This is a genomic window from Pseudomonas sp. TE3910 (genome assembly GCF_056279025.1).
This window is the reverse complement of the sequence record NZ_JBWBQN010000001.1, coordinates 3,870,165-3,894,671: the sequence shown is the minus strand read 5'-3', so window position 1 is coordinate 3,894,671 and position 24,507 is coordinate 3,870,165. Positions and strand designations below refer to the sequence as shown.

Annotated in this window: 22 protein-coding genes, 1 pseudogene and 1 riboswitch; of the genes and pseudogenes, 7 read left to right on the top strand and 16 right to left on the bottom strand. The window is 60.7% G+C overall.

Going from position 1 to position 24,507, the window contains the following annotated elements; genetic code table 11:
- Positions 1 to 7: 7 nt before the first annotated feature.
- From ACZ9H3_RS17795 to ACZ9H3_RS17765, 7 genes are all read right to left on the bottom strand, one after another.
- A complete protein-coding gene (locus tag ACZ9H3_RS17795) occupies positions 8 to 526 on the bottom strand; it encodes a retropepsin-like aspartic protease family protein (RefSeq protein ID WP_476221770.1) in 519 nt (172 codons plus the stop codon).
- On the bottom strand, positions 523 to 1,509 hold the full coding sequence (locus tag ACZ9H3_RS17790) for an esterase-like activity of phytase family protein (protein ID WP_476221769.1): 987 nt from the start codon (positions 1,507 to 1,509) through the stop codon (positions 523 to 525). Before ACZ9H3_RS17790 ends, ACZ9H3_RS17795 begins: the two co-directional genes overlap by 4 nt.
- Positions 1,506 to 3,410, bottom strand: a complete 1,905-nt coding sequence (gene parE / locus ACZ9H3_RS17785) for a DNA topoisomerase IV subunit B (RefSeq protein WP_065758735.1) — start codon at positions 3,408 to 3,410, stop codon at positions 1,506 to 1,508. Before parE ends, ACZ9H3_RS17790 begins: the two co-directional genes overlap by 4 nt.
- A gap of 36 nt (positions 3,411 to 3,446) precedes the next feature.
- A complete protein-coding gene (locus tag ACZ9H3_RS17780) occupies positions 3,447 to 4,055 on the bottom strand; it encodes a YqiA/YcfP family alpha/beta fold hydrolase (protein WP_065758734.1) in 609 nt (202 codons plus the stop codon).
- A 107-nt stretch (positions 4,056 to 4,162) separates the two neighbouring features.
- The gene (cpdA, locus tag ACZ9H3_RS17775) at positions 4,163 to 4,978 is read right to left on the bottom strand and encodes a 3',5'-cyclic-AMP phosphodiesterase (RefSeq protein WP_476221767.1); all 816 of its coding nucleotides are present in this window, start codon (positions 4,976 to 4,978) and stop codon (positions 4,163 to 4,165) included.
- 84 nt (positions 4,979 to 5,062) lie between these two features.
- On the bottom strand, positions 5,063 to 5,515 hold the full coding sequence (locus ACZ9H3_RS17770) for a DUF1249 domain-containing protein (protein WP_065758732.1): 453 nt from the start codon (positions 5,513 to 5,515) through the stop codon (positions 5,063 to 5,065).
- Positions 5,506 to 6,123: an NUDIX domain-containing protein gene (locus ACZ9H3_RS17765; RefSeq protein ID WP_476221764.1), complete on the bottom strand. Its 618-nt coding sequence runs from the start codon at positions 6,121 to 6,123 to the stop codon at positions 5,506 to 5,508. Before ACZ9H3_RS17765 ends, ACZ9H3_RS17770 begins: the two co-directional genes overlap by 10 nt.
- 187 nt (positions 6,124 to 6,310) lie before the next feature.
- Between ACZ9H3_RS17765 and ACZ9H3_RS17760 the strand changes: the two genes are divergently transcribed.
- On the top strand, positions 6,311 to 7,057 hold the full coding sequence (locus ACZ9H3_RS17760; RefSeq protein ID WP_065758730.1) for an RsiV family protein: 747 nt from the start codon (positions 6,311 to 6,313) through the stop codon (positions 7,055 to 7,057).
- Here the strand turns inward: ACZ9H3_RS17760 and cytX are convergent.
- Together cytX and thiC are read right to left on the bottom strand one after the other, a co-directional pair.
- Positions 7,026 to 8,363, bottom strand: a complete 1,338-nt coding sequence (gene cytX, locus ACZ9H3_RS17755) for a putative hydroxymethylpyrimidine transporter CytX (RefSeq protein ID WP_442963005.1) — start codon at positions 8,361 to 8,363, stop codon at positions 7,026 to 7,028. The two genes, ACZ9H3_RS17760 and cytX, sit on opposite strands and share 32 nt — an antisense overlap.
- A 100-nt stretch (positions 8,364 to 8,463) precedes the next feature.
- Positions 8,464 to 10,350, bottom strand: coding sequence for a phosphomethylpyrimidine synthase ThiC (gene thiC, locus ACZ9H3_RS17750; RefSeq protein WP_065758729.1), 1,887 nt, complete (start codon positions 10,348 to 10,350; stop codon positions 8,464 to 8,466).
- Between the two features lie 154 nt (positions 10,351 to 10,504).
- Positions 10,505 to 10,610, bottom strand: a riboswitch (TPP riboswitch).
- Between the two features lie 153 nt (positions 10,611 to 10,763).
- Here thiC and ACZ9H3_RS17745 point away from each other — a divergent pair.
- Entirely contained in the window at positions 10,764 to 12,194 is a 1,431-nt protein-coding gene (locus ACZ9H3_RS17745) for a TolC family outer membrane protein (RefSeq protein ID WP_102052352.1), read from the top strand.
- Between the two features lie 62 nt (positions 12,195 to 12,256).
- Here ACZ9H3_RS17745 and waaA read toward each other — a convergent pair whose 3' ends face one another.
- Positions 12,257 to 13,525: a lipid IV(A) 3-deoxy-D-manno-octulosonic acid transferase gene (waaA, locus tag ACZ9H3_RS17740; RefSeq protein ID WP_065758727.1), complete on the bottom strand. Its 1,269-nt coding sequence runs from the start codon at positions 13,523 to 13,525 to the stop codon at positions 12,257 to 12,259.
- 14 nt (positions 13,526 to 13,539) lie between these two features.
- Positions 13,540 to 14,430, bottom strand: coding sequence for a LysR family transcriptional regulator (locus ACZ9H3_RS17735; RefSeq protein ID WP_454240606.1), 891 nt, complete (start codon positions 14,428 to 14,430; stop codon positions 13,540 to 13,542).
- Positions 14,431 to 14,518: 88 nt separating this feature from the next.
- Between ACZ9H3_RS17735 and ACZ9H3_RS17730 the strand changes: the two genes are divergently transcribed.
- The 4 genes from ACZ9H3_RS17730 to ACZ9H3_RS17715 all read left to right on the top strand — a co-directional run bounded on the left by ACZ9H3_RS17730 (position 14,519) and on the right by ACZ9H3_RS17715 (position 17,907).
- Positions 14,519 to 14,851, top strand: a complete 333-nt coding sequence (locus tag ACZ9H3_RS17730) for a DMT family transporter (protein WP_065758725.1) — start codon at positions 14,519 to 14,521, stop codon at positions 14,849 to 14,851.
- 68 nt (positions 14,852 to 14,919) lie between these two features.
- Positions 14,920 to 16,095: an NAD(P)/FAD-dependent oxidoreductase gene (locus ACZ9H3_RS17725; protein WP_065758724.1), complete on the top strand. Its 1,176-nt coding sequence runs from the start codon at positions 14,920 to 14,922 to the stop codon at positions 16,093 to 16,095.
- Positions 16,092 to 16,904 carry an aldo/keto reductase gene (locus tag ACZ9H3_RS17720; RefSeq protein ID WP_330522290.1) on the top strand — a complete coding sequence of 271 codons (813 nt, stop codon included), beginning with the start codon at positions 16,092 to 16,094 and terminating at the stop codon, positions 16,902 to 16,904. The genes ACZ9H3_RS17725 and ACZ9H3_RS17720 overlap by 4 nt, the downstream gene beginning before the upstream one ends.
- 40 nt (positions 16,905 to 16,944) lie before the next feature.
- Complete coding sequence (locus ACZ9H3_RS17715; protein ID WP_476221758.1) at positions 16,945 to 17,907, top strand: metal ABC transporter ATPase; 963 nt, start codon at positions 16,945 to 16,947, stop codon at positions 17,905 to 17,907.
- A gap of 15 nt (positions 17,908 to 17,922) precedes the next feature.
- Here the strand turns inward: ACZ9H3_RS17715 and hldE are convergent, their stop codons facing one another.
- From hldE to ACZ9H3_RS17700, 3 genes are all read right to left on the bottom strand, one after another.
- A complete protein-coding gene (hldE, locus tag ACZ9H3_RS17710; protein WP_065758721.1) occupies positions 17,923 to 19,344 on the bottom strand; it encodes a bifunctional D-glycero-beta-D-manno-heptose-7-phosphate kinase/D-glycero-beta-D-manno-heptose 1-phosphate adenylyltransferase HldE in 1,422 nt (473 codons plus the stop codon).
- 133 nt (positions 19,345 to 19,477) lie between these two features.
- On the bottom strand, positions 19,478 to 21,286 hold the full coding sequence (gene msbA / locus ACZ9H3_RS17705) for a lipid A export permease/ATP-binding protein MsbA (protein ID WP_330522288.1): 1,809 nt from the start codon (positions 21,284 to 21,286) through the stop codon (positions 19,478 to 19,480).
- 8 nt (positions 21,287 to 21,294) lie between these two features.
- Positions 21,295 to 21,501 (bottom strand): hypothetical protein, encoded by a 207-nt coding sequence (locus ACZ9H3_RS17700; RefSeq protein WP_145991787.1) that lies wholly within the window; start codon positions 21,499 to 21,501, stop codon positions 21,295 to 21,297.
- Between ACZ9H3_RS17700 and ACZ9H3_RS17695 the strand changes: the two genes are divergently transcribed.
- Entirely contained in the window at positions 21,500 to 22,105 is a 606-nt protein-coding gene (locus ACZ9H3_RS17695) for a lipopolysaccharide kinase InaA family protein (RefSeq protein ID WP_065758718.1), read from the top strand. The two genes, ACZ9H3_RS17700 and ACZ9H3_RS17695, sit on opposite strands and share 2 nt — an antisense overlap.
- Here ACZ9H3_RS17695 and ACZ9H3_RS17690 read toward each other — a convergent pair.
- The gene (locus ACZ9H3_RS17690) at positions 22,091 to 23,206 is read right to left on the bottom strand and encodes a glycosyltransferase (RefSeq protein ID WP_476221755.1); all 1,116 of its coding nucleotides are present in this window, start codon (positions 23,204 to 23,206) and stop codon (positions 22,091 to 22,093) included. The two genes, ACZ9H3_RS17695 and ACZ9H3_RS17690, sit on opposite strands and share 15 nt — an antisense overlap.
- Before the next feature lie 323 nt (positions 23,207 to 23,529).
- A pseudogene (locus ACZ9H3_RS17685) lies at positions 23,530 to 24,487 on the bottom strand (glycosyltransferase family protein).
- Between the last annotated feature and the right edge of the window lie 20 nt (positions 24,488 to 24,507).

Here is a 24,507-nt window from a genome sequence, read left to right as displayed (position 1 = left end):
GGCCTCATCATTTCAAGGTCTGGCGCAGCAGCAAGGTGCCGCTGCGCTGGGTAAATTCAAGTCGTTTCAGGGCACTCATGCCCAACAGCACCTGCTCGCCGCCTAGCCCCGGCACCACCAGGGCACGCACATCGAGCAAGCGAATATCGCCCAACTGCAGTTCGTCCAGCCGCGTGCGGTAACCCTCTGTACGGCCATTGGCAGTGCTCAGGGTGACCGGAACGCCGCGCTCAAGACCGAGCCGGGTTGCCAGACGCTCGGGGATAGCCACATCGGTCGCCCCGGTATCCAGCATAAAATGCACCGCCTGACCATTGATCTGGCCATCGGCGACGAAGTGACCCTGGCCATTACCGACCAGTTGCACCTCAATGTAATCCTCGCCCCGCACCGAACTGACGACCTTGTTCGGGTTTTCCTGACGCTGCTCCCACTGCCCGAAGAAGCGTGTCGCCAGAAACAGACCGGCGGCCCAAGCCAGTATCAGGAACACCCGACCGGCACGCTTGCCCGGGGCCCGGCTCATGGCTTGGCGCTCCAACCGTCCTTGGGCGCAGCAAAGCGCCAGACGATCGGGCGGCTTTCGCCATCGGCACGGCTGCCACCATTGTTATCCAGCCCCACCCAGGCACCTTCAGCGTCGATCACCAACGCTTCAGCCAGGCCGAAGGGTTGAGAATAGCGACGCGGCTCCGTCAAGGCTTCAGCTGCAAACGACCAGCAGCGCTCGACCACGGCCGTGGCCGGGTCTCGGCGGCAGATTCGAAACGCATTGCGCTCCAGGGTGAACAGCTTGTCATTGAACAACGCCAGGTCGGCAAAATCACGCTCCCAGGCTCTCGCGCTGGGCATCTGCTCCGGCTGAAGTTCAGCCCCGCCTTCACTGAGCAATACACAACCGCCATTGCAGTCCCAGGTCGTCTGCTGTCGTTTAATCAACAGCAGACCGCGCCTTTCGCGCTCGGCAGCCAGCCAGATACGGTCACCGGACGGGTTGACGGCAAGCCCCTCAAACAAGGCATTGAAGTGCAACAGCATGCCACTGCCACGGGCCTGACGAATAACGCCGGGGTCAATTTTTAACCAGTTTGGCGCACCATCAACCGGCACCTGAAGTACGGCCGCATGGGCCTCGCTGACCAGGTACTTGTTGCCAGTGGCGTCACAGCTCACGGCTTCGAAATCGATCGAGCCACCCCGTACCCAGGACGCAGCCCAATTACGCATGCGCACTCCCCAAGGCAATGCGCTGTTCGGCGCAGGGGGCAACACCATCGTGCTAGCGATGGACTGCCAGACGGGCGCCGAGGTGTCCAGGCGGTACAGCAGGTCATCATCACGATCCGAAATCGCCCACAGGTCCTTGCCACACAAGGCCAGGCCCGAGAGGTTGCCGCCACGCATGCCGTCGACAGGATGCTCGGCCTGGAGTGTCAGTTCCGGCCAGGGCGCAGCCAGCGTCGGCAAGGCGAAAAGCAGCAGCACGCTCGCCAACAGCGAACGAATCAAGCCATGACCTCGGCCAGATTCCCTTTGGTTTCCAGCCAGTTTTTGCGGTCGCCCGCACGCTTCTTGGCCAGCAGCATGTCCATGATCTCGCTGGTTTGCGCGAAATCATCCAGCGTCAGTTGAACCAGGCGCCGGGTGTTTGGGTCCATCGTGGTTTCGCGCAGTTGTGGCGGGTTCATCTCACCCAGACCTTTGAAGCGCGTCACCTGAGGCTTGCCACGCTTCTTCTCGGCGACCAGGCGATCGAGAATGCCATCGCGCTCCGCCTCGTCGAGGGCGTAGTAGATCTCCTTGCCCAGGTCGATCCGGTACAACGGCGGCATGGCGACGTAGACATGGCCCGCCTCGACCAGCGGGCGGAAGTGCTGAACGAACAACGCGCACAGCAAGGTGGCGATATGCAGGCCGTCGGAGTCGGCGTCGGCCAGGATGCAGATCTTGCCGTAACGCAGTTGGCTCATGTCACTGGCACCTGGATCGACACCGATGGCGACTGCAATGTTGTGCACTTCCTGGCTAGCCAGGACTTCACCACCATCGACCTCCCAGGTATTGAGGATCTTCCCGCGCAACGGCAGGATCGCCTGGAACTCCTTGTCCCGTGCCTGCTTGGCCGAGCCGCCTGCCGAATCACCCTCGACCAGGAACAGTTCAGCGCGCATCGGGTCCTGCCCGGCGCAGTCAGCAAGCTTGCCGGGCAGGGCCGGCCCTTGAGTGACACGCTTGCGCTCAACCTTCTTGCTCGCCTTGAGGCGACGCCCGGCGTTACTGATCGCCAGTTCGGCCAGTTGCATGCCCAGCTCTGGGTGGGCGTTGAGCCACAGGCTGAAGGCATCCTTGACCACGCCGGAGACAAACGCAGCCGCCTCGCGTGAGGACAGGCGTTCCTTGGTCTGCCCGGAGAACTGCGGTTCCTGCATTTTCATCGAGAGCACAAAGGTAATGCGCTCCCAGACATCTTCAGGCGCCAGCTTGACCCCACGCGGCAGCAGGTTGCGGAACTCGCAGAACTCCCGCATGGCGTCGAGCAGACCCTGACGCAGGCCGTTGACGTGGGTACCGCCCTGGGCGGTCGGGATCAGGTTGACGTAGCTTTCCTGAACGCTGTCGCCGCCTTCGGGCAGCCACAGCAAGGCCCAGTCCACGGCTTCCTTGTTACCGGCCAGGCTGCCGCAGAACGGTTCGTCCGGCAGACGCAGGTAGTCGCTGACCGAGTCGACCAGGTAGGAACGCAGGCCGTCTTCGTAGTGCCACTCGACTTTCTCACCACTGGCCTTGTCCTCGAAGCTGACCAGCAACCCCGGGCACAACACCGCCTTGGCCTTGAGCACATGCTTGAGGCGGCTGATGGAGAACTTCGGCGAGTCGAAGTACTTTGGATCGGGCGCGAAGTAGACGCTGGTACCCGTGTTGCGCTTGCCGACCGTACCGACCACTTCCAGCTCGCTGGCCTTGTAGCCGTCGGCGAAGGTCATCTGGTACTCGTTGCCATCACGCTTGACCTTGACCCGAACCTGACTGGACAAGGCGTTGACCACCGAAATACCGACCCCATGCAAACCGCCGGAGAACTGGTAGTTCTTATTGGAAAACTTACCGCCCGCGTGCAGTTTGGTCAGGATCAGCTCGACCCCGCTGACCCCTTCTTCAGGGTGGATGTCCACCGGCATGCCACGACCGTCATCCGAGACTTCCAGAGAATGGTCGGCGTGCAGGATTACCTGAACCGACTTGGCGTGCCCGGCCAAGGCCTCGTCGACACTGTTGTCGATGACTTCCTGAGCAAGGTGGTTCGGCCGGCTGGTATCGGTGTACATGCCCGGGCGCTTGCGCACAGGGTCAAGGCCGGAGAGGACTTCGATGGCGTCTGCGTTATAGGCGCTAGCGCTGGGATTGGCCATGGGTTCTCGTCGTCATTCGTAGGTAAAAATAAGCAATCAAAATACAGAAAAATCGAGCGCTTGATACTGTTTCGGCGCAATTCCTGCAAAGTTCAGCAAGGCCGGCAAACGTTCGGCGAAGCCCTGGAAGCTATGGTCGCCCCCTGCCTGGATCCGCAAGGCGCATGCCCGGTAGAAGGCTTCGGCACGGCGATAATCAAGGGTTTCATCAGCGGTCTGCAACCAGACCTGGAAGCGCTCGGCATCGCGTGGCGGGGCCACTTCCAGTTCGGCCAATGCATGCACATGATCGACCGTCAGTTCCCATGTTTCACCGGTGTAGAGGTTCTGCTGGCTACCCAGGTAGCCGTCGAACAACTGGTGCGGATTGACTGCCGGGTTGATCAACAGGGCCTTCAGACCGTGGCGCTCGGCCAGGCTGGTCGCATAGTAGCCGCCGAGTGAGCTGCCGACCAGTAATGGCGCACCGAGTTCGGCGATGGCTGCTTCCAGTTGCGCGATTGCCTCACGGGGATGGTGGTGCAGCGCCGGAACCCGAAGCTGTTCCTCCAAGCCCAGCTGCTGCATGACCGCCACCAACTGAGTGGCCTTTTTCGATGACGGCGCGCTATTGAACCCGTGGATATAAAGAATCGAACCCGACATACCACCCCCGCGCATCGATATGGCCCGCACTGCGGGCGCAAAAGCATGCAGTTTAGCGTGTCCGGCGGGCGTTGGATCAGCTTTGGAGACTTCGCAACACTTTGTACTCAGTAACCCGTGCTACCGTAGTCCACCGTGAAGGCAAAATCGCTGACACGGGACACGCCGGTATCGATCTGACCGTTGCCGTGGAGTCGCAACCAGCGGTACCCCGGCGCCTGTGCACCTACGGTGAAGTCTTCGCTGCCTGGCTCGAACTGAATACAGGTGGACGGTGAGGCGAGCAGACGAATGTCACCACGCTGTTCATCCCACTCCTGATGGACATGCCCCCAGAGTACTGCCCTGACCTGTGGATAACGCTCAAGTAAGGCGAACAGGGCATCGCCATTACGCAGGCCGATCGGCGCCAACCAGGCGCAGTCAATCGAGACCGGATGATGATGCAGGCAGACCAGATGATGGCGCTCGGGCGCCGTGGCCAGCGCCTGCTCAAGCAATTGCAGTTGATCCTCGGCCAGCAGGCCTGGCACGGCACCCGACACCGCCGAATTGAGCAGAATGACCCGCCAGGCGCCGATATCCATGACCGGTTCAAGCGCATCCGAGCCTTGCGCGGCCTGCGCCATGGGCAAGGGCTCGTCATGATTGCCCGCCAACCAGCGTACCGGTGCAGAAATTTGCTCGCTCATCTGGCGAAACCGCTCGTAGGACGCCTGCGTACCGTCCTGGGACAGATCGCCCGTTGCCAACACCAGATCGATACGTGGCTGCTCGTTCAGCACCTGCCCGATGACCCGCTGCAGGCTGTCACCGGTGTTCATGCCAAGCAGCGTGCTGCCTTCATCGGCAAACAGATGACTGTCGGAAAGCTGGACCAGTAGCACTGAGGCATCACTGGTGGAAGTCGATTGAGGCTGCAAGGCTCGCTCCTGGGGCGGATTCGGCACGATTATGGTGGCGACGAAACGTCGGAGCAAACCCGTTACACGACCGGCTTCACATTTTTAACGTACCGCCGCCAACTCGTGTCCACAGGCCAGGCAGTGGCTCAGCCACTCACCGAGGAACAGGTTGAGCTGAGCCTTTTCATCCGGCTGATGCATCTGCGTGTTCGGATAAGGGTAGATGCTGCGAAAGCGTCGGGCATGCTCAGCGCTGACCACTTCAGCCATGCGCGCATCATGATAGACCTGTACCTCCAACTGCGGCACCGGCAACCAGGGCAGGCTGTGTTCCTGACGTACACGGAGCGTGGTGGTGTAAGGACAGGCAAGGACAACATCGAGCACCAGAACGCCAAGCATCTGGTCGCCCTGGGTCATACCGATACGGCGCGAGCTTTGGGTGTTGCGCATATCCGGCAACAGCCGCATCAGGCGCGCATAGTTGGCCTCGCAGGCAGCCTGCAAGCCCACCAGATCGACCCGATAGCGCTCACGCAACAGATTCACGACCATAGCCCCCTGACTTCATCGCGGTTCAACGCCAACCATTGCAAGGCAATGATGCTTGCCGCGTTGATGATTTGCCCATCGCGCACGGCCTGAAGGGCATCCTCGAATGCCCAGACCTTCACGCGAATATCTTCGCCCTCAGCCTCCAAACCGTGCAAGCCACCCGCCCCCACGCTGCTGCAACGGCCAAGGTACAAATGAACGTACTCATCACTGCCGCCCGGCGATGGAAAATACCGCGTCATGGGCCACAGGGCAGTGAACTTCAGGCCAGCTTCCTCCTCGGCTTCGCGGTGTGCAACTTCTTCCGGTTGTTCGTCCTTGTCGATCAGACCAGCAACCAGTTCTATCAGCCAAGGGTTCTCAACCTTGCCTATGGCACCGACGCGAAACTGCTCGATCAGCACCACTTCATCACGCTGCGGGTCGTAAGGCAGCACACACACGGCATCGTGACGCACAAACAGCTCACGGCTTATCTCCCGCCCCATGCCGCCTGCGAACAGCTCATGACGCAGGTGCACCTTATCGAGCCGGTAAAAGCCCTTGTAGCAGTTGTCCCGTTGAACGATCTCAACGGCGCTGGGCACAGCACTAGCCTTGTCTGTCATGGAAATCCTCATTGCTTCGGTGTACCGCTTGGCGCCATCCTAACGCGCACTCGGCCAGCTTTCACCTCTTTAAAGATACCGGCGAGGCTGCGAGGATAGGCAGCCCGCTGGTCTATTCAGCTTAGTGGCGAACCGAAGGCGCCGCCGACGGTCAAAGCCCGATTACCTTAGCCTTACAGGGACCATCATGACGCTTGCGAAACTGACTTCCGTGGCCGTACTGGCACTGGCGCTGGGCGCTTGCCAAAGCGTGTTCCAGCCCAACATGCGTACGCCACTGGAGGTCAAACGCGAGGCCTGGGAACACATCAAGCCAGGCTGCAACAACACCGACTGCCCGCTGGTAAACATCGACACGATTCACTTCCCGGCACAGCCAAAGCTGGATGCACTCGTCGAGCGACGCCTGTTGCAAATGACCCAGGACAACAACCGCACAGCACTGCCTGCTTCGCTCAAAGCCTACGAAGAACAGTTTTTGCGTGACGCAGAAAGCCGCAACAGCAGCTACCTGCAAGCCAAGGTACGCGAACAGCATGACGGACTGGTGATCATTGAACTGTCCAGCTACCTGGACACCGGCGGTGCCCACGGTATGCCCGGACGCGGCTTCATCAACTACTCGCGCCAACAGGACAAGGTGCTGACACTGCAGGACATGCTCCTGCCTGGTCAGGAGGAAGCCTTCTGGCAGCAGGCGCAACTGGCTCACAAGAGCTGGCTGGCGAGCGTCAAGATGGATCAGGACCCGGAGTTCGTGCAAACCTGGCCCTTCCGCAAGACCCCACACATTGCCCTGACGTACGGCGCGCTGGTACTCAAATATGAGGTCTACACCATCGCGCCCTACTCCATGGGCCACACTGAGCTGAAGATCCCTTACCCGCGCCTGAACGGCATCCTCAAGCCGGAGCTTTTTCCTGGCCGCGGCTGAATACGCCCACTGAAAGCCCGTACAACAACCCTGCCGACAGCAATGCCGGCAGGGTTGCGCCGACTTCAGGCGAGTAATTCGCCAACAGGTGGTAGATCAGCACACCGCCACACCAGGCCAGCAACGCCCCCCAGTGCAGCGCCCGTATGCTGATGTCCGCACGGCGACGGCGCCAGATGAAGTGATCCACCAGCACGACGCCAAACAGCGGGGCAAACACCGAGCCAATCAGCAACAAGAAGTTCTGGTACTGCGCCAGTGGCGCCAAACAAGCGATCAGTGTGCACACCAGGCCGATGACCAAGGCCAGATGCTCGACTTTCAAAGGCAGCAGCAGGCCTGTCGAAACAGCGGCCGAGTGAATGTCGGCAAACGCGTTTTCCGACTCGTCCAGCAAAATCAATAACAAGGGAATGCCCAGGCCAGCGCCGGCCAGGGCCAACAGCAGTGCATTGGTTTCACCGCTTGGGGCAAATGCCAGGGTGTACGCTACGCCCAGGCTCATCAGCCAGAAATTACCGATAAAAAAGCCGAGCGCCGTGCCACCGAACACCCGCGAAGCACGCTGACCGAAACGCGAGTAGTCGGCAATCAACGGCAGCCAGGACAACGGCATCGCAATCGCGATATCAAAGCCCAGTGCAAATGACAGCGAACCATCTCCCGTACGTTGCCAGAGGCTGGCCAGATCTGCCTTGGCGAACAGGTTCCAGGTCAGCCACAGGCAGGCACCCAGCAGCAACCAGATGCCCCACTTGCGCAGGATCCGCCGCACGAAGGTCAACGGGCCACTGACGGCCAGCAAGGTCGCCAGGCCACCAAAGAACAGCGTCCAAAGCAACGGACCGGCCCAGAGGCTCCCGTCACCGAACGCCCGCGCCCCTAACAAGCTAGCGGCATCGCGCATGACAATGATCTCGAACGCGCCCCAACCGATCAGTTGCAGCAGGTTCAACAGTGCCGGCAAGGCCGCCCCCTGCCGCCCCAGGCTCAACCGCAAAGCGGCCATGGCCGAGAGGCCGGTATCACTGCCGATGACGCCGACCGCCGCCAGCAACAACACGCCCACGGCCGTGCCGAGGATAATCGCCAGTAACGCACCCGCAAGCCCCAGCCCCGGACCGAGCAAGGCGCCGGTCTGTAGCACCATCAGGCCAATGCCAAGGGAAAACCACAGGGAAAACAGGTCACGTGCACCGAAGGTACGCTGATGACTGGGAACAGGATGGTCGGGGGAGTAGTGGCTGGATGTGCTCACGGCGATGGTCTCGACAGGGAGAGAGTCAGGTAGTCGTTTGAATCCCATTGCGGCCAAGCCAACCCCCACAGGCACCGGCATGTGCAGTGTCTGTAGGGGTTGGCCTGGTTGCGAGGCGGTGCGCATGGCGCGCCGCCCCAGGGTGTCCTTAGACCTTTTTGTACAACTGGCTGCCTTCCTGGCGGAACCGCTCGGCCTGCTCACGCATGCCTTCCTCGACCGATACATCCAGCGCTTCGATGCGTTGGTTGGCGGCGTACTCGCGCACTTCCTGAGTGATCTTCATCGAGCAGAACTTCGGCCCGCACATGGAGCAGAAGTGCGCGACCTTGGCCGAATCCTTCGGCAGGGTTTCGTCATGGAAGCTGCGTGCAGTGTCCGGGTCCAGGCCAAGGTTGAACTGGTCTTCCCAACGAAACTCGAAGCGCGCCTTGGACAAGGCATTGTCACGGATTTGCGCCCCCGGATGGCCCTTGGCAAGGTCGGCAGCATGCGCGGCGATCTTGTAGGTAATGATGCCGGTCTTGACGTCATCCTTGTTCGGCAGGCCCAAGTGTTCTTTGGGCGTCACATAGCAGAGCATGGCGCAGCCAAACCAGCCGATCATCGCCGCACCGATACCGGAGGTGATGTGGTCATAGCCAGGAGCGATGTCCGTGGTCAGTGGGCCGAGGGTATAGAACGGCGCCTCGTCGCAGCACTCCAGCTGCTTGTCCATGTTCTCTTTGATCAACTGCATCGGCACGTGGCCAGGGCCTTCGATCATGCACTGAACGTCATGCTTCCAGGCGATCTTGGTCAGCTCGCCAAGGGTTTCCAGCTCACCGAACTGCGCTTCGTCGTTGGCGTCGGCAATCGAACCCGGACGCAGGCCGTCACCCAGCGAGAAGCTGACGTCGTAGGCCTTCATGATTTCGCAAATTTCGTCGAAATGGGTGTAAAGGAAGTTTTCCTTGTGGTGTGCCAGGCACCACTTGGCCATGATCGAACCACCACGGCTGACGATACCGGTCACACGCTTGGCGGTCAGTGGCACGTAACGCAGCAGCACACCGGCGTGGATGGTGAAGTAGTCCACGCCCTGCTCGGCCTGCTCGATCAAGGTGTCACGGAACAGTTCCCAGGTCAGGTCCTCGGCGACACCATTGACCTTCTCCAATGCCTGGTAGATCGGCACAGTACCGATCGGAACCGGCGAGTTGCGGATGATCCACTCGCGGGTTTCATGGATGTGCTTGCCGGTGGACAGGTCCATGACGGTGTCCGAACCCCAGCGAATACCCCAGGTCAGCTTGGCCACTTCTTCTTCAATGGACGAGCCCAGGGCACTGTTGCCAATGTTGCCGTTGATCTTCACCAGGAAGTTACGGCCGATGATCATCGGTTCCAGTTCAACGTGGTTGATGTTGGCCGGAATGATCGCACGGCCACGGGCGATTTCCTCGCGGACGAACTCAGGGGTGATCTCTTTCGGAATACTGGCACCGAAGCTGTGACCGGCGTGCTGCTGGTTGAGCAGGCCGGCGGCACGGGCTTCTTGCAGCTTCATGTTTTCGCGAAGGGCAACGTACTCCATCTCGGCCGTGATGATGCCCTTGCGCGCATAGTGCATCTGGCTGACGTTGGCACCGGCCTTGGCCCGACGCGGGTTTTTGACGTGGGCAAAACGCAGTGCGGTCAGCTCCGGGTCACTCAGGCGTTGCTGGCCGAAATGCGAGCTGAGGCCGTCGAGGCGCTCGGTGTCGCCACGGGCTTCGATCCAGGCCGAGCGCACGTCGCCCAGGCCTTTACGCACATCGATCACCACGTTCGGGTCGGTGTAAGGGCCCGAAGTATCGTAGACCAGCACCGGAGCGTTAGGCTCGCCACCGAAGTCGGTCGGCGTATCGTCCAGGCTGATTTCACGCATCGGCACACGAATGTCAGGGCGCGAGCCTTCGACATAAATTTTTCGCGAACGGGTAAAAGGTTGCACGGACTGCTGATCGACCTGAGCCGATTCACTCAGGTTGGCGTATTTTTCTTGTTTACTCATCACAGGCTCTCCAGACGGCATCCAGCGGTGGAATGTCGGAGTGAACCTGAAAGGCACGGACGCACCTGGACTGGTGCTGTGCCATAGTCGGCGATGCCTGGCAGCCTGAAGCTGACTCGACATTCCCGGACCCTGGCACAAGAGGGCTCGCGGGAAGGCGAGCAATCTTGTTCCCTACGCAGGCGCTAACCTGATCAGGTTCAACGGGATCCGGAATTATCCGATCTCAGCCTCAACACAAGGCACCCCGACAAGAACCGGGTCAGTCTAGACTGGAGTGACGCGTAAAGCCACCACTGTAAAACTGCGTACGATCAATGGCGGATATGGCAGATTGTTGCAACATGTCAGCGCAACTACACTGCACTACGCTCTGAACTAAGCGACTATCTAACTCGTTCAAGGATTGCCCTATGCTGCGCAAACTTTCACTGGCCCTTGCCGTGTCTTGTGCTACCAACGGAATGGCCTGGGCAGCAGAAGCGCCCTTGTCCGCAAAGACCGACCTGGTCAGCGTCTATCAAGAAGCAGTCAACAATAACGCCGATCTGGCAGCGGCCCAGGCCAACTACGGTGCTCGCCGCGAAGTCGTACCGCAGGCGCGTGCCGGGCTACTGCCAAACCTCTCGGCCGGGGCCGAGATGCAGAGCACCCGCACCCAGTTCGATGAACCCTCGACCACCGCCAACCGCAGTGGCAACTCGTGGCAAGCGACCCTGTCGCAGCCGATTTTCCGTGCCGACCGCTGGTTCCAGTTACAAGCGGCACAGGCCGTCAATGAACAAGCGGCACTGGAGCTTTCGGCTACCGAACAGAATCTGATTCTGCAGAGTGCAGACAGCTATTTCAGCGTGCTGCGTGCCCAGGACAATCTGGCGGCGACCAAGGCCGAGGAAGCCGCGTTCAAGCGCCAACTGGACCAATCCAACGAACGCTTTGACGTGGGCCTGTCGGACAAGACCGACGTACTGCAGTCCCAGGCCAGTTATGACACGGCGCGGGCCAACCGGATCCTTGCCCAACGTCAGGTCGAAGACGCCTTCCAGGCACTGATCACCCTGACCAACCGTGAGTACAACGCGATCCAGGGCATCGTCCATACCCTGCCCGTGCAGGTGCCGGTTCCGAACGACGCCACCGCCTGGGTCGACACCGCCGCACGGCAGAACCTGACCTTGCAGGCGACCAACTATGCCGTCAGCGCCGCGGAGGAAACCCTGCGTCAACGCAAGGCAGGGCATGCCCCGACGCTCGATGCAGTGGCCAACTACCAGAAAGGCGACAACGACAACCTGGGGTTCAGCAACCCAACGCCGGGTGTTCGATACGGAGGCGATGTCGAACAACGCAGCATTGGCCTGCAGTTGAACATTCCGATCTACAGTGGCGGGCTGACCAGCTCGCAGGTGCGTGAGGCCTACCAGCGCCTGAACCAGACTGAACAGCAACGCGAGAGCCTGCGCCGCCAAGTGGTGGAAAACACCCGCAACCTGCACCGCGCAGTGAACACCGATGTGGAGCAGGTGCAAGCGCGCAAGCAGTCGATCATCTCCAACCAGAGCGCACTGGAAGCGACCGAGATCGGCTACCAGGTCGGGACACGCAACATCGTCGACGTACTCGATGCACAGCGTCAGCTGTACACCTCGGTGCGGGACTACAACAACACCCGCTACGACTACATCCTCGACAACCTGCGCCTCAAGCAAGCCGCTGGCACACTGAGCCCGCAGGACCTGCAAGACCTGACGCGCTACCTGAAAGCCGACTACAACCCGGACAAGGACTTCCTGCCGCCTGACCTGGCCAAGGCCGCACAAGCGAACTTCGAGCGCCGCCCCTGACCGCACACCGGCAAGCCGCACACGGGACCGCAATGGACCGTGCTGGCGTGCCGGTGACACCCTCAGAACAACCGCGCCAACCCGTCCAGTAAACGCTGCAATGCCCCCTGGTTGGCGCGCATCACTGACAACCCGGCATCACCCATGCGCCGAGCGTCGATTGGCAATTCAATCAAGCGGCGCACCTGTGCAGCCAGGCCTTGCGCGTCGTCCACTTCCTGCAAAGCCCCCGCTTCACGCAACATCGCTGCGATTTCCAGAAAGTTGAACAGGTGCGGCCCACTGAGCACCGGCTTGGACAAGGCCGCCGGTTCCAGGACGTTATGCCCGCCATTGGCGACCAGGCTACCGCCGACGAAGGCAATGTCTGCCAACGCATACAGGAACAGCAACTCGCCCATGGTGTCACCGAGCAGTACCTGGGTTTGCTCAGTGACCGCTTCGCCACTGGAGCGGCGCTGTGTCACACACTGCTGCTGACAGAGCTCGAACACAGCGTTAAAACGCTCTGGGTGACGCGGCACGAGAATCAGCAAGGCGTCGGCGTGGTGTTCCAGCAGTTGCCGGTGCGCCTGCAGAATGATCGCGTCTTCGCCCTCATGGGTACTCGCCGCGATCCATACTGGGCGCCGATCCGCTTGCCACTGGGCACGTAACTGACCGGCACGGACCAACAGCTGAGGATCGATGCTCAGGTCGAACTTGATCGACCCGGTAACCTCAACACATTCGGGACGGGCGCCCAACTGACGGAAACGCTCGGCCTCGGCCTCGGTCTGAACTGCAATCAGGCTCATCTGCGCCAGCATCGGCTGGGTCAGCCTGGCAAATCGCCCGTAGCCACGCGCAGAGCGCTCAGACAACCGGGCATTGGCCAAAGCCACCGGTATACCTCGTTTGGCGCACTGATTGATGTGGTTGGGCCAGAGCTCGGTTTCCATGATCACCGCCAGGCGCGGCTGTACGTGATCCAGAAAACGTGCCGCCGCCCAGGGCAGATCGTACGGCAGGTAGCAGTGCTGAACGCGCGGCTCATCGGCAAACATAGCCCTGACCCGCTCGGAGCCGGTCGGGGTCATGCACGTGATGGTGATGGGCAGCTGTGGATAACGTTTGAGCAAGGCCCGCACCATCGGCGCTGCAGCAATACTTTCGCCCACCGACACGGCATGCACCCAGATGCCGCCGGTCTGCATCGGTGCAAGGCCCTTGGCAAAGCGCTCGCCGATACGCTTCGCATAGGCGGGCGCCTTGCGCGAGCGCAGGTACAGGCGCAGCGCGACCAGCGGCAGGCCCAGGTGAAACAGCAGGGTATAAAGGGTTCTGTTCATGGCGCCGCAGTGTACTAGCCAATGGCGCGCAAGTGCAGTGCGAAGCGTTCAGCCAACCACTGTGCAGCCGGCCCCAGGGGCTCATCCCGCCGCCATGCCAGTTCCACCACCAATGCTGGCGGCGTCCATTCACTGGCCAACTCGACCATCTGCGTCTGGTAAGTCGGGTACTGCACCACATGCCGGGGCAACCAGGCCCAGCCCAGGCCTCGCATCAGCAACTCGGCCATGGCGTAGAAACTGTCTGCACGCCAGATCTGCGGGCTGATCGGCTCACCACCGGGGTAGCCGCTCTCCTGAGGGGTAATCAACAACTGACGGTGCTGCGCCAATTGCTGCCGACTGACCCACGGCAGTTGCGCCAACGGGTGATGGATCGCACACACCGTAACCATCTCGACGCTACCCAACGCCCGACGCTCCAGCGCGGCAGGCATATGGTCATGATGGAACAGCAACCCGAGGTCCGCCCGACGCTCAACCAACTTGCGTGCTACATCCCCCTGTGCGCCGCTGGCCAACTGCACTTCAAGTAGCGGAAAACGCTGGGCCAGTTCATCCAGGCTGTCGATCACCGGCTGATAAGGCATGGCCTCATCCTGGGCCACACGCAATTGCGCCTCCTGCCCGCGCATCAGCGCCAGGGCCCGGCCATCCAGGCGCTCGCATTGGCGCAACAGTTCGCGGGCGTCCTCCAGTAACGCAGCGCCTGCTTCGGTCAGGCGCGGTTGACGGCCGCTACTGCGCTCGAACAGGACGACCCCCAAGTCTTCTTCCAACAAGGCAATGCCACTGCTGATCGCCGACTGCGCCTTGCGCTGCTCACGGGCAACAGCGGAAAACGAGCGCAACTCCGCCACGCGCACGAACAGCCGCACCTGCTCCAGACTCCACTGTTCGCTCATCGCAACCTATCTCCAATATAGATAGCTAATGACTTTACCGCATTCGACCATCCTCTAGAATGCCCACCAACTACAGAGGACACCCACCATGAACGCCTACACCTACCTCGCTATTGCCATCTTCGCGGAAGTCATTGCCACCGCCTCCATGAAAGCTGTCAAAGGCCTGAGCACGCCACTGCCCCTGCTGCTGATGGTATGTGGGTATGCCGTGGCGTTCTGGATGCTGACCCTGGTCGTGCGCAGCATTCCGGTGGGTATCGCGTACGCAATATGGTCGGGGCTGGGGATCGTCCTGATCAGCATCGCCGCATTGCTCCTCTATGGCCAAAAGCTCGATACCCCCGCCATCCTGGGCATGGCGATGATTGTCGGCGGCGTGGTGGTGATTCAGGTGTTCTCAAAAACCGCCGGGCATTGATGCCAGGCAGGGTGCAAACCGCCGCAGGCTGTATACTGCGCTCCTGTCCCAGCTTGTGAGGTTTGTACATGCCATCGGTTATTTCTACCGACGTCCTGATTGTCGGCGCAGGGGTCGCAGGCCTCTGGCTCAATGCGCGCCTGCGTCGTCAGGGCTATTCGACGGTTCTGGTAGAGCGCGACAGCCTCGGTGGCGGGCAAACCCTGAAATCCCAGGGGATCATCCATGGCGGCGCCAAGTACGCCCTACACGGCGCCCTGACCGGTGCCTCGGAAGCCATTGCCGATATGCCTCGGCGCTGGCGCGAAGCCCTGGCCGGTAGCGGCGAACTGGACCTGTCCGGCGTGCGCCTGCTGTCAGAAGCGCACTACCTGTGGTCCCCGGGTACCCTGGCGGGCAATCTCACCAGTTTCTTTGCCAGCAAGGCCGTGCGCGGCCGGGTCGATCAGGTCAAGGGCGAGCAGCTGCCACCTGCCCTGCAGGACCGCGCCTTCAAAGGCAAAGTCTACCGCCTGGCCGAACTGGTCATTGATGTACCCAGCCTGCTCGATCGCCTGGCGACCCTGGCCGGTGACAGCCTGCTCGCCGGTGAGCGGATCGAGCCGCTGCGTGAAGGCGATGAACTGGTCGGCCTGCGGGTCGATGGCCGCGAGATCCGTGCGCAGCGCGTAGTGCTGAGCGCGGGCGCCGGCAACGCCGAACTGCTCACGGCACTTGGCCTTAGCCAGCCGGCCATGCAAACACGCCCCCTGCACATGGTGCTGGCCAAAGGGCCAAGCCTGAAACCCCTCTATGCCCATTGCCTCGGTGGCGGCCCCAAACCACGCGTCACCGTCACCACCCACCCGGCGGCCGATGGCCAGTGGGTGTGGTACCTGGGCGGCGACCTTGCAGAAGCAGACGGCGTTGCACGCGAACCGGATGCACAGGTCGCGGCAGCGAAGAAGGAAGTGGCCAGCCTGCTACCCTGGGTCGATCTCAGTCAGGTGCGCTGGGCAACCCTGCGGGTTGATCGGGCAGAGCCGGCACAGTCAGGCCTGGTACGCCCAGACAACGCCTTCCTCGCCGAGCAGCAGCGCTTGCTGGTCGGCTGGCCAACCAAACTGGCACTGGCCCCCGACTTCGCCGATCGCGTAATGGCCAGCCTGACCCGCGACGGCATTACGCCAGGGGCCTGTAGCACACTGCCGGAACTGCCAAAGCCGCCCATTGCTCCACCTGTCTGGGAACAGTTGCTGCCATGAACCAAGCCACCCTGCATGACCTGCACCGCCCGCTGGGCAGCCTGGGCCTGATGGTCTCGCCACTGGGCCTGGGCACCGTCAAACTGGGCCGCGACCAAGGCGTGAAATACCCCAACGGCTTCACGATCCCGGATGACCGTGAAGCCCGTCAGCTGCTCGACCAGGCCCGCGACCTGGGCATCAACCTGATCGACACCGCGCCCGCCTATGGCCGCAGCGAAGAACGCCTTGGCCCGTTGCTGCGTGGCCAGCGGCATGAATGGGTGATCGTCAGCAAAGTGGGCGAAGAGTTCGACAACGGCCTTTCGAGCTTCAACTTCAGCGCGGCCCATACCCGCCTCTCGGTCGAGCGCAGCCTGACGCGCCTGGAAACCGACTGTATCGACCTGGTACTGGTGCACTCTGACGGCAACGATCTGCATATCCTTGAGCAGGAAGGCGTTTACGAAGCCCTCGCGCAGCTCAAGCAGGAAGGCAAGATTCGCGGCTTTGGCCTCTCCGGAAAAACCGTTGCCGGTGGTTTGAAAGCTCTGGAACAAGGCGATTGCGCCATGGTCACCTACAATCTCAACGAGCAGGGCGAACGACCGGTACTGGACTATGCCGCCGCGCACGGTAAAGCCATTCTGGTGAAGAAGGCACTGGCCAGCGGCCATGTCTGCCTGCACGCGGACGAAGATCCCGTGCGTGCCAGCTTTGAGCTACTGTTTGCCCATCCCGGCGTCAGCAGTGCTATTGTCGGCACCATCAACCCCGTACACCTGGCCCATAACGTGGCCACCGTTGCCCAGGTATTAAGCAAGCGCTGAGCCGCCTTCGCGGCCGACCCCAACGCAAGAAGGAGCCGACATGCCGCGAACGCTGATCCGCAAGAACCCCAGCAACTTCAAGACACTGCCGCTCCATGTCGAAGCCAGCCCGGAAGGGCTGAGCTACCAGAGCATCGGCAAACCGCTGAATTTTGCCCAGACCCTGCAGCGGCGCAAACCCATCCAGTTGAGCGATCACCAACACTTCGTGGCCGAGCTGGCCAACCTCGGGGTGTCGGTGCGACTGACGCTGCAATGGCAGAACCGCGACTATTGGGTACTGGTGCGCCAGCGCCGTCAGGACCGGGGCGATGTCGTGCTCAAGCTGATCTCCGGTTATGTCCCCGCTCAGGAACTGAACCTGCCGCTGCACACTGCGATACAGGAAGTGGCCGAGGAATGCCTGCTGGAGACGCCCGAGGGGTGGCTGAGTGGACGCTTCAACGAAACCTGGTTACCGGCGCCCTATGCTGAAGCCCTGCACTACCGTGACGCCCTGCCCTTTGTCGTGACGCCACTTTCAGGTGCCGCACGGCCCGTACGCTGCGCCAACCTGCAACTGTTGGAACGGCCACGGGCCTATGTGCATCTACCCACGGCGTCGCTACAACTGGTCTATGACCTGCGCCTTCAGGTACCCAAGGAAGCGAGGTCGCTGAGCCTGTTCCACGTCGACGAACGCCTGGAAGGCGACCAACTGGTCGCTCGGCTAAATCGCAGCCGACCCGACCTTTACCTGATGCCACTCGAAGACGGACGACCCCTGGCTGAGCTCTACACGCTGAAGAAGGATCGTCTGAACCCGGCCAGCACCCGCGGCGTGTATCTGGCTGAGAGTTTTGCCCGGCAGGACGGCTGGGTCGTCAAGGAAGAGCGTATTCGCTGGAAGGACTGGCTCAGGCAGGAAGGCCTGAGCCCGGCCCGCAGCGAGTCTGGGCTGAGTCGCCTGACGGGCAAGGCCAGGCAACTGCTGCAGATGGCCCGCGGTAGCCTGCACAAGTAGCGCAGGCTGTTCGGGTCAGTTTTTGCGGATCTTCTCGACGATCGCTGTGGTCGAGCTGTTTTCCACCAGCCCCAGCACCTTCACGGTTCCGCCGTAGGCCCTGACGATCTCGGCGCCGACCACCTGGTCAATACCATAGTCGCCACCTTTGACCAGCACGTCCGGCTTGAGCTGGCTGAGCAGGTTTTCCGGGGTCGCTTCAGGGAAGCTGATGACCCAGTCGACAGCACCCAGGCCTGCCAGCACCGCCATCCGCCGGTCCACGCTGTTGATCGGGCGACCTGGCCCTTTCAGGCGGCTGACCGATGCATCATCGTTTACCGCCACGATCAGTCGATCACCCTGGGCACGCGCCTGCTCCAGGTAGGTCACGTGGCCCGCGTGCAGGATGTCAAAACAGCCGTTGGTGAACACGATTTTCTCGTTGTGCGCCCGGGCATCATCGATGGCCAGCAGCAACTGCTCCAGGCCCAACACGCCGCGTTCGGAACCTTCCTCGCGCTGAATGGCGCGGCGCAGCTCCGGTGCACTGATGGCTGCAGTACCGAGCTTGCCCACCACGATACTGGCGGCCAGGTTAGCCAGGCCCACTGCCTGCGGAAGCGCTTCACCGGCCGCGATGGCCGCCGCCAGTGTGGAAATGACCGTATCGCCAGCACCGGTGACGTCGAAGACTTCACGCGCACGCGCAGGCAAGTGCAAGGCCGGTTGCTCTGGACGCAGCAGGGTCATGCCATGCTCGCCACGAGTCACCAGCAACGCACCCAATTCAAGTTCGCGCATCAACTGACTGCCCTTGGCGACCAACTCGGTCTCGTCAGCGCAACGTCCAACGATGGCCTCGAACTCGCTCAGGTTGGGCGTGATCAGGCTGGCACCACGGTAGATGGAGAAATCCTTGCCCTTGGGATCAGCCAACACCGGAATACCTTTGGCACGGGCGGCCTGGATCAGGCTTTGATGGTTCTTCAACGCACCCTTGCCGTAGTCCGACAACACCAGCACCTTGACGCCGTCCAGCAAGGCATCAACTTCGGCACCGAGCGACAACGGGTCGGTGGCGAAAGGTTCTTCAAAGTCGATACGCAGCAACTGCTGGTGACGACTCATCACCCGCAATTTGACGATGGTCGGCTGATGGGCAATACGCTGGAAGATCGAACGGACACCGGCCGCCTTCAGGCTATTGGTCAAGCTGTCGGCCGCTTCGTCCTGGCCGGTAACGCCGATCAGCAACGCCGGCGCACCCAGCGCAGCAATGTTCAAGGCAACGTTCGCTGCACCGCCCGGGCGGTCCTCGATCTGTTCGACCTTGACCACCGGCACCGGGGCCTCAGGCGAAATACGTGAGGTGCCGCCATGCCAGTAGCGGTCGAGCATGACATCGCCGACCACCAATACCGGGGCTTGATCGAAACGCGGCATGGACAACTTCATGGGTAACCCATATACAAAATGAACAGGGGCGGAATATTAGCACAGGCGAAACAGAGGCTTGATTGCCGCCGCACACGCGGGCGCTCACACGCCGATTGGCAGCCGGGGCACAGCAGGCCCCGGCATTCATGCATCAGGTGATGTCGGCCTTGCTTGGCTCGTCCAGCCCCATCGCATGCAGGCGGGCGTAATAGCCGTTCTCCGCGATCAACTGGCTGTGTGTACCGCGCTCGACGATACGCCCCTGATCCATCACGAGAATCAGGTTGGCCTTTTCGATGGTCGACAGTCGGTGGGCGATCACCAGGGTGGTTCGGCCTTTCATGACCTGATCCAGCGCAGCCTGAATGTGCCGCTCCGACTCGGTATCCAGCGCCGAGGTTGCCTCGTCAAGAATCAACAGCGGGGCATTCTTGAGCAATGCCCGAGCAATTGCCAGGCGCTGACGCTGGCCACCAGACAACAGCACGCCGTTCTCACCGACCTCGGTGTCGAAACCATGCGGCAACTGCTCGATGAAGTCCTTGGCATAGGCGTCGGCAGCCGCTGCTTCGATCTGCTCACGCGGTGCTCCGGCCAGGTCGCCATAGGCGATGTTGTTGGCCACAGTATCGTTGAACAAGGTGACGTGCTGGGTGACCTGGGCAATGTGCCGACGCAGGTTACGCAGGCGATACTCCTCGATTTCCACGCCGTCCAGCAGGATCTGGCCCTGCTCGTGGTTGTAGAACCGTGGAAGCAGGCTGGCGAGGGTCGACTTGCCGCTGCCGGAACGCCCCACCAGTGCGATCATCTGACCGGGCTCGGCACTGAAACTGATGTCATTGAGCACCTGACGCTCGGTACCCGGGTAGGTAAAGCTCAGGTTGCGCACTTCAAGGCGACCGCTGACGCGCTCACGCTCCACCGTCCCAGTGTCACACTCGGGCTCAACATCCAACTGCTCGAAAATACTCTCGGCCCCGGCCACACCCTTCTGGATGGTCGAGCTGACTTCCGACAACTGGCGAATCGGCTTGGGCAACAAGCCCGCGGCAGTAATATAAGCCACCAGATCACCGGCAGAAGCATCTCCGCGCAAGAACAGCACCAGGAACATCAGCACGGCCATGGCCGAATAGATCACCAATTGCAGCATTGGTGTATAGATCGCACCGGTCTTGGTCATCCGCAGCTGTTTGTTGGTGTTGGTCTGGCTGGCATTGGCAAACCGCTCCTGCTCATAGCGCTCACCACCAAAACTGCGCACCACGCGATAGCCTTGAATGGTTTCCGAAGCGACATGGGTCACATCCCCCATCGCCACCTGGATTTTCTTGCTCTGCTTGCGGAATTTTTTGCTGGCGGTACCGACCATGACTGCAATAAGCGGCAGGATCGCCAGCATGACCAGCGTCAGCTTCCAGTTCATCCACAACAGGTAGATGAACAGGAAAACAACGGTCAGGCCTTCGCGAATCACCACCTTGATCGCATCGGTCGCCGCCCCCGTGACCATGGTCACGTTGAAGGTAATCCGCGAGATCAGATGACCGGAGTTGTGGCTGTCGAAGTAGCGATTGGGCAGAACCAGCAGATTGTTGAACAGCTCAACCCGCAGGTCATGTACCAGGCCAAGGGAGACCTTGGCCAGAAAGTAGTTACCCAAGAAGGAGCCAAGCCCCTGCCACGCGGCAATGGCCACGATCAGCAAGGGCACCGCCTGGAGCAACTGCAGGTCGCGCAGGTACGGCACATTGGGGAACAACACCGCTTCGGGGTTGCTCAAGCCGTCGACGAAGTATTTGAGAATGCCCGCCAGCATCGGCTGGGTCGAGGCAAAGATCACAAAGCCAACAATGCTCAGCAGGAAAATGCCTATATAAGGCTTCACATAGCTCAGCAGCCGAAAGTAAATTTTCAGACTGGAGCCCTGCTCCGCCTCTCGCGGTGTTTCAGCCATCTTCGAGCTCACTGTTCTGGTAGAACGGAAAATTTTATCACAGCCGACGTGATGGGCATGCCATCACAGGAACTCGGCTCACCGTAAAGAGCAATCACAGGCTCATGATGCCCGCACTGCCAATGAATCAAAGCATCCTGCCATGGTGCATTCCTGAAGTTTTCGGCATTATGGCCTGTCATTTTGCGTGCCATTTTCAACAAGGCCTCAACCATGCAATGCTCCCGACTCACTCAGGCCGACCTCGAACAGCTGATACTCGGCGCCCAGATCCTGGAGGCCGATAGCTTTGGCGCGAAAGTCTACCTGCTCGAGAACGGTAATATTCTTAAACTCTTCAGGCGCAAGCGTTTTTTCTCTTCGGCGCTGCTGCGACCCTACTCCCGTCGCTTCATCGACAATGCCCTACGCCTGGAAGCATTTGGCATCCCCACACTGCATGTACTAGCCCATTACCGACTCGACGAACCCGGCAAGACTGCAGTGCTGTACCGCCCGCTGCCCGGCAAGACCTTGCGCCAAATCAGCCAACAGCCCGGCTTCAGCTGGCAGAAAACGCTGCCGGAAATGGTGTCGCTGATTCGCAAGCTGCACCACTGCGGGATCTATTTTCGTTCACTGCACCTGGGCAATATCGTCGTGACACCCGACAGTCACCTGGGGCTCATCGACGTAGCGGACATGAAATTTCTCCGGGCACCCTTGCCTGAACGCATGATCAAACGCAACGTGCAGCATTTTGCCCGTTACCTGTCTCGCGAGCAGCTCAGCGAAGCGTTTCCACTCGTTGAGCTGGAACATGCGTTACTGGCCCGCTGAAGCAGACACCGGAGCCAGCAGATCGCGGGAGGTCTGGCTGAACGTTTGCCAGGCCTGCACGGGTGCCAAGGCTCGGTACTGGGCACTCGCTACCTCGACGGCAGGTAGCGCAGCACAGCGCTCGATGGCCTGCGCCCATGCCTGGGTATCACCCACGGGCGCGTAGTATCCATCCTCGCCCAGTTGCTCGCGGAAAACGGCCAGATCGCTGCATAGCACCGGCACACCGGCCAGAACAGCCTCCTGCAGCACCAGGCCCAGCCCTTCCGAATAGGAGGGAATCAACACCCAGTCGAAAGCGCGATAGAGCTGATCACAGCCAGAAAAGTACCCCGGCAGAATGACCTTCCCGAGCAGCCCGAGTCGCTCGACACGCGCTTCAAGATTCACGCGCTCAGCACCCTCACCAAGAATAAACAAACGCAGATCGGGGTGCGCCCTGGATGCCTGGGCAAAGGCATCGATCAGATAATCGAAACCCTTGCTAGCGACCAGACGCCCGACAGCGCCCATTACCCTGACCCCGTCCGTACTCACCCCCAGTGTCTGCCGAGCCCGTTCACGTGCCAGCAGTGCGGCTTCAAAGCACGAGGGCTCAAGCGCACTGCGCAACACGGTCACCGGCAAGCCTGTCGTGCCTTGCAGTGCATCGGCAAGCGTGCGAGAAACGGCAACCAACGTCAGCTGAGAGGTAGGGAGGGACTTGAGCAACGAGACATCGGCCGTACTCAGACGTGTCTCGCCATGAAAAAGGACGGCAACCCGGACACTGGGCAAGCTGCGCAGGACCGGGAGCAACAAGCGCGCTACACCCACACCGTCGAGCAGCACCGCACCGGCATCAGCCTCCAGCAAGGCCTTGCGAAAACGCGCGCGCAACCAAGGGCCAAGCAGTTTCCAGACGTGCCGCCCCTTGATCAAGCGCGGGGACAGGTTCCATTCCAGGCTTGGCGACCCAGCACTGTCGGACAAGGCACGGCCTTGCAGCAACCAGTTGATGACTGAAGTTCCGGGCGCCGCCAGCGAAAGAATCTGCTGATGGACCTTGTGCACTGAAACAAAAGGCGAGCCACCAGCCCACATGATGTTGATCACGTTCATGAGGCAGCACACTCTGCTTCACGCCATACGAAAATGACACAGGCGAACGCATCCACTGAAAAAGCCAATGTCATCTCCATTGATAAAATCCATTCCACACTTTACTGCACAATCCGAACAGCGCGCATGAACACGACGAATACATGACGCCAAAAAGGCAGGATATTGCCACAAACCGAGCGCCTGATGCGGAGCAGTTCTGCCCTTCGCCGCCTGCGCCTGGCTAACCCCTCAAGCGCAAAAGGCTCAGGTTGAAGTAATCGAAGACGTTACGCCGGCATGCCTGCTGAAACCAGGGCATACCGGCACATTGCCTGGGCCACTCAGAAACCCAGGCTTAGCCGTAGGCGCTGCCAACCGGTCAACGCCGGGCGAGGCCGAAGAGGCGGTTGCAACTGCTCGACAATGCTGCGTCCGACCTGAGCAAAACTGAAGCGCGAAACCGCAAGATCACGGCCGTTGACAGCAATACGCTGCGCCAGCGCAGGATCTGCACGCAGGATGTTCAACTTTTCCTGCAACTGGGGAATGCTGCCATACAGCACGACGTTGTGCATATCCTGCAAACCCAGCGCACGGTTTTCGGCATCGCCCTGATCGTAAGCGAGCAGTACGCAGCCACACGCCATGGCTTCGAAGTTCTTGATCATGTACTCGCCCATGCCAACATCAGCGCTTACAAAAAAACGAATCCGGTTAAGCGTATCGCAGTACTCTTCACCCGATTTTGTTCGGGTAACGACCAGATTTTCGACCTGAGCCAGTTCATCGAGCAAGGCTTTGCGACCGCTGTAGGCAACGCTGTTGGTGCTGCCAACGAATGCCAACTCGATGTCCCGCTCACGCCCCTGATCAGCCAGCAACTGCTGGTCATACCCCTTGGGCACGAACACCGCATCAAACCCTTCCTGCCGCAGACGCTCGCTGACCATGTAGCCGGAGCTGATCACGCGCGCCCCAAGGCAGCTTGCGATAATGCTTGCTGAAAGCACCGGTGTACTTGCAGGGAATGTAATTCTGGTAAGCATCGTGCTCGAGGATGACCAGGTTGGGAACCGTACGAATGAAACCGACCTGGCGGATCTCCTGCTTGAAGCGCAGGAAGAAAATGATCCGGTCATACTGGCTGACGTCGATTTCACGGCGAAAGTACGCACGTAGATTGCGCTGATCGGCGCTGGTCAACCAACGCAGGTCGCACTCGCAATGCTCAGCAACCCCTTCGTACAAGCGATCCAGAATGGCTCGCTGTTCCTTCTGCACCAGAAATAGAACTTTCATTGTCTTCCTTACGGCGCATG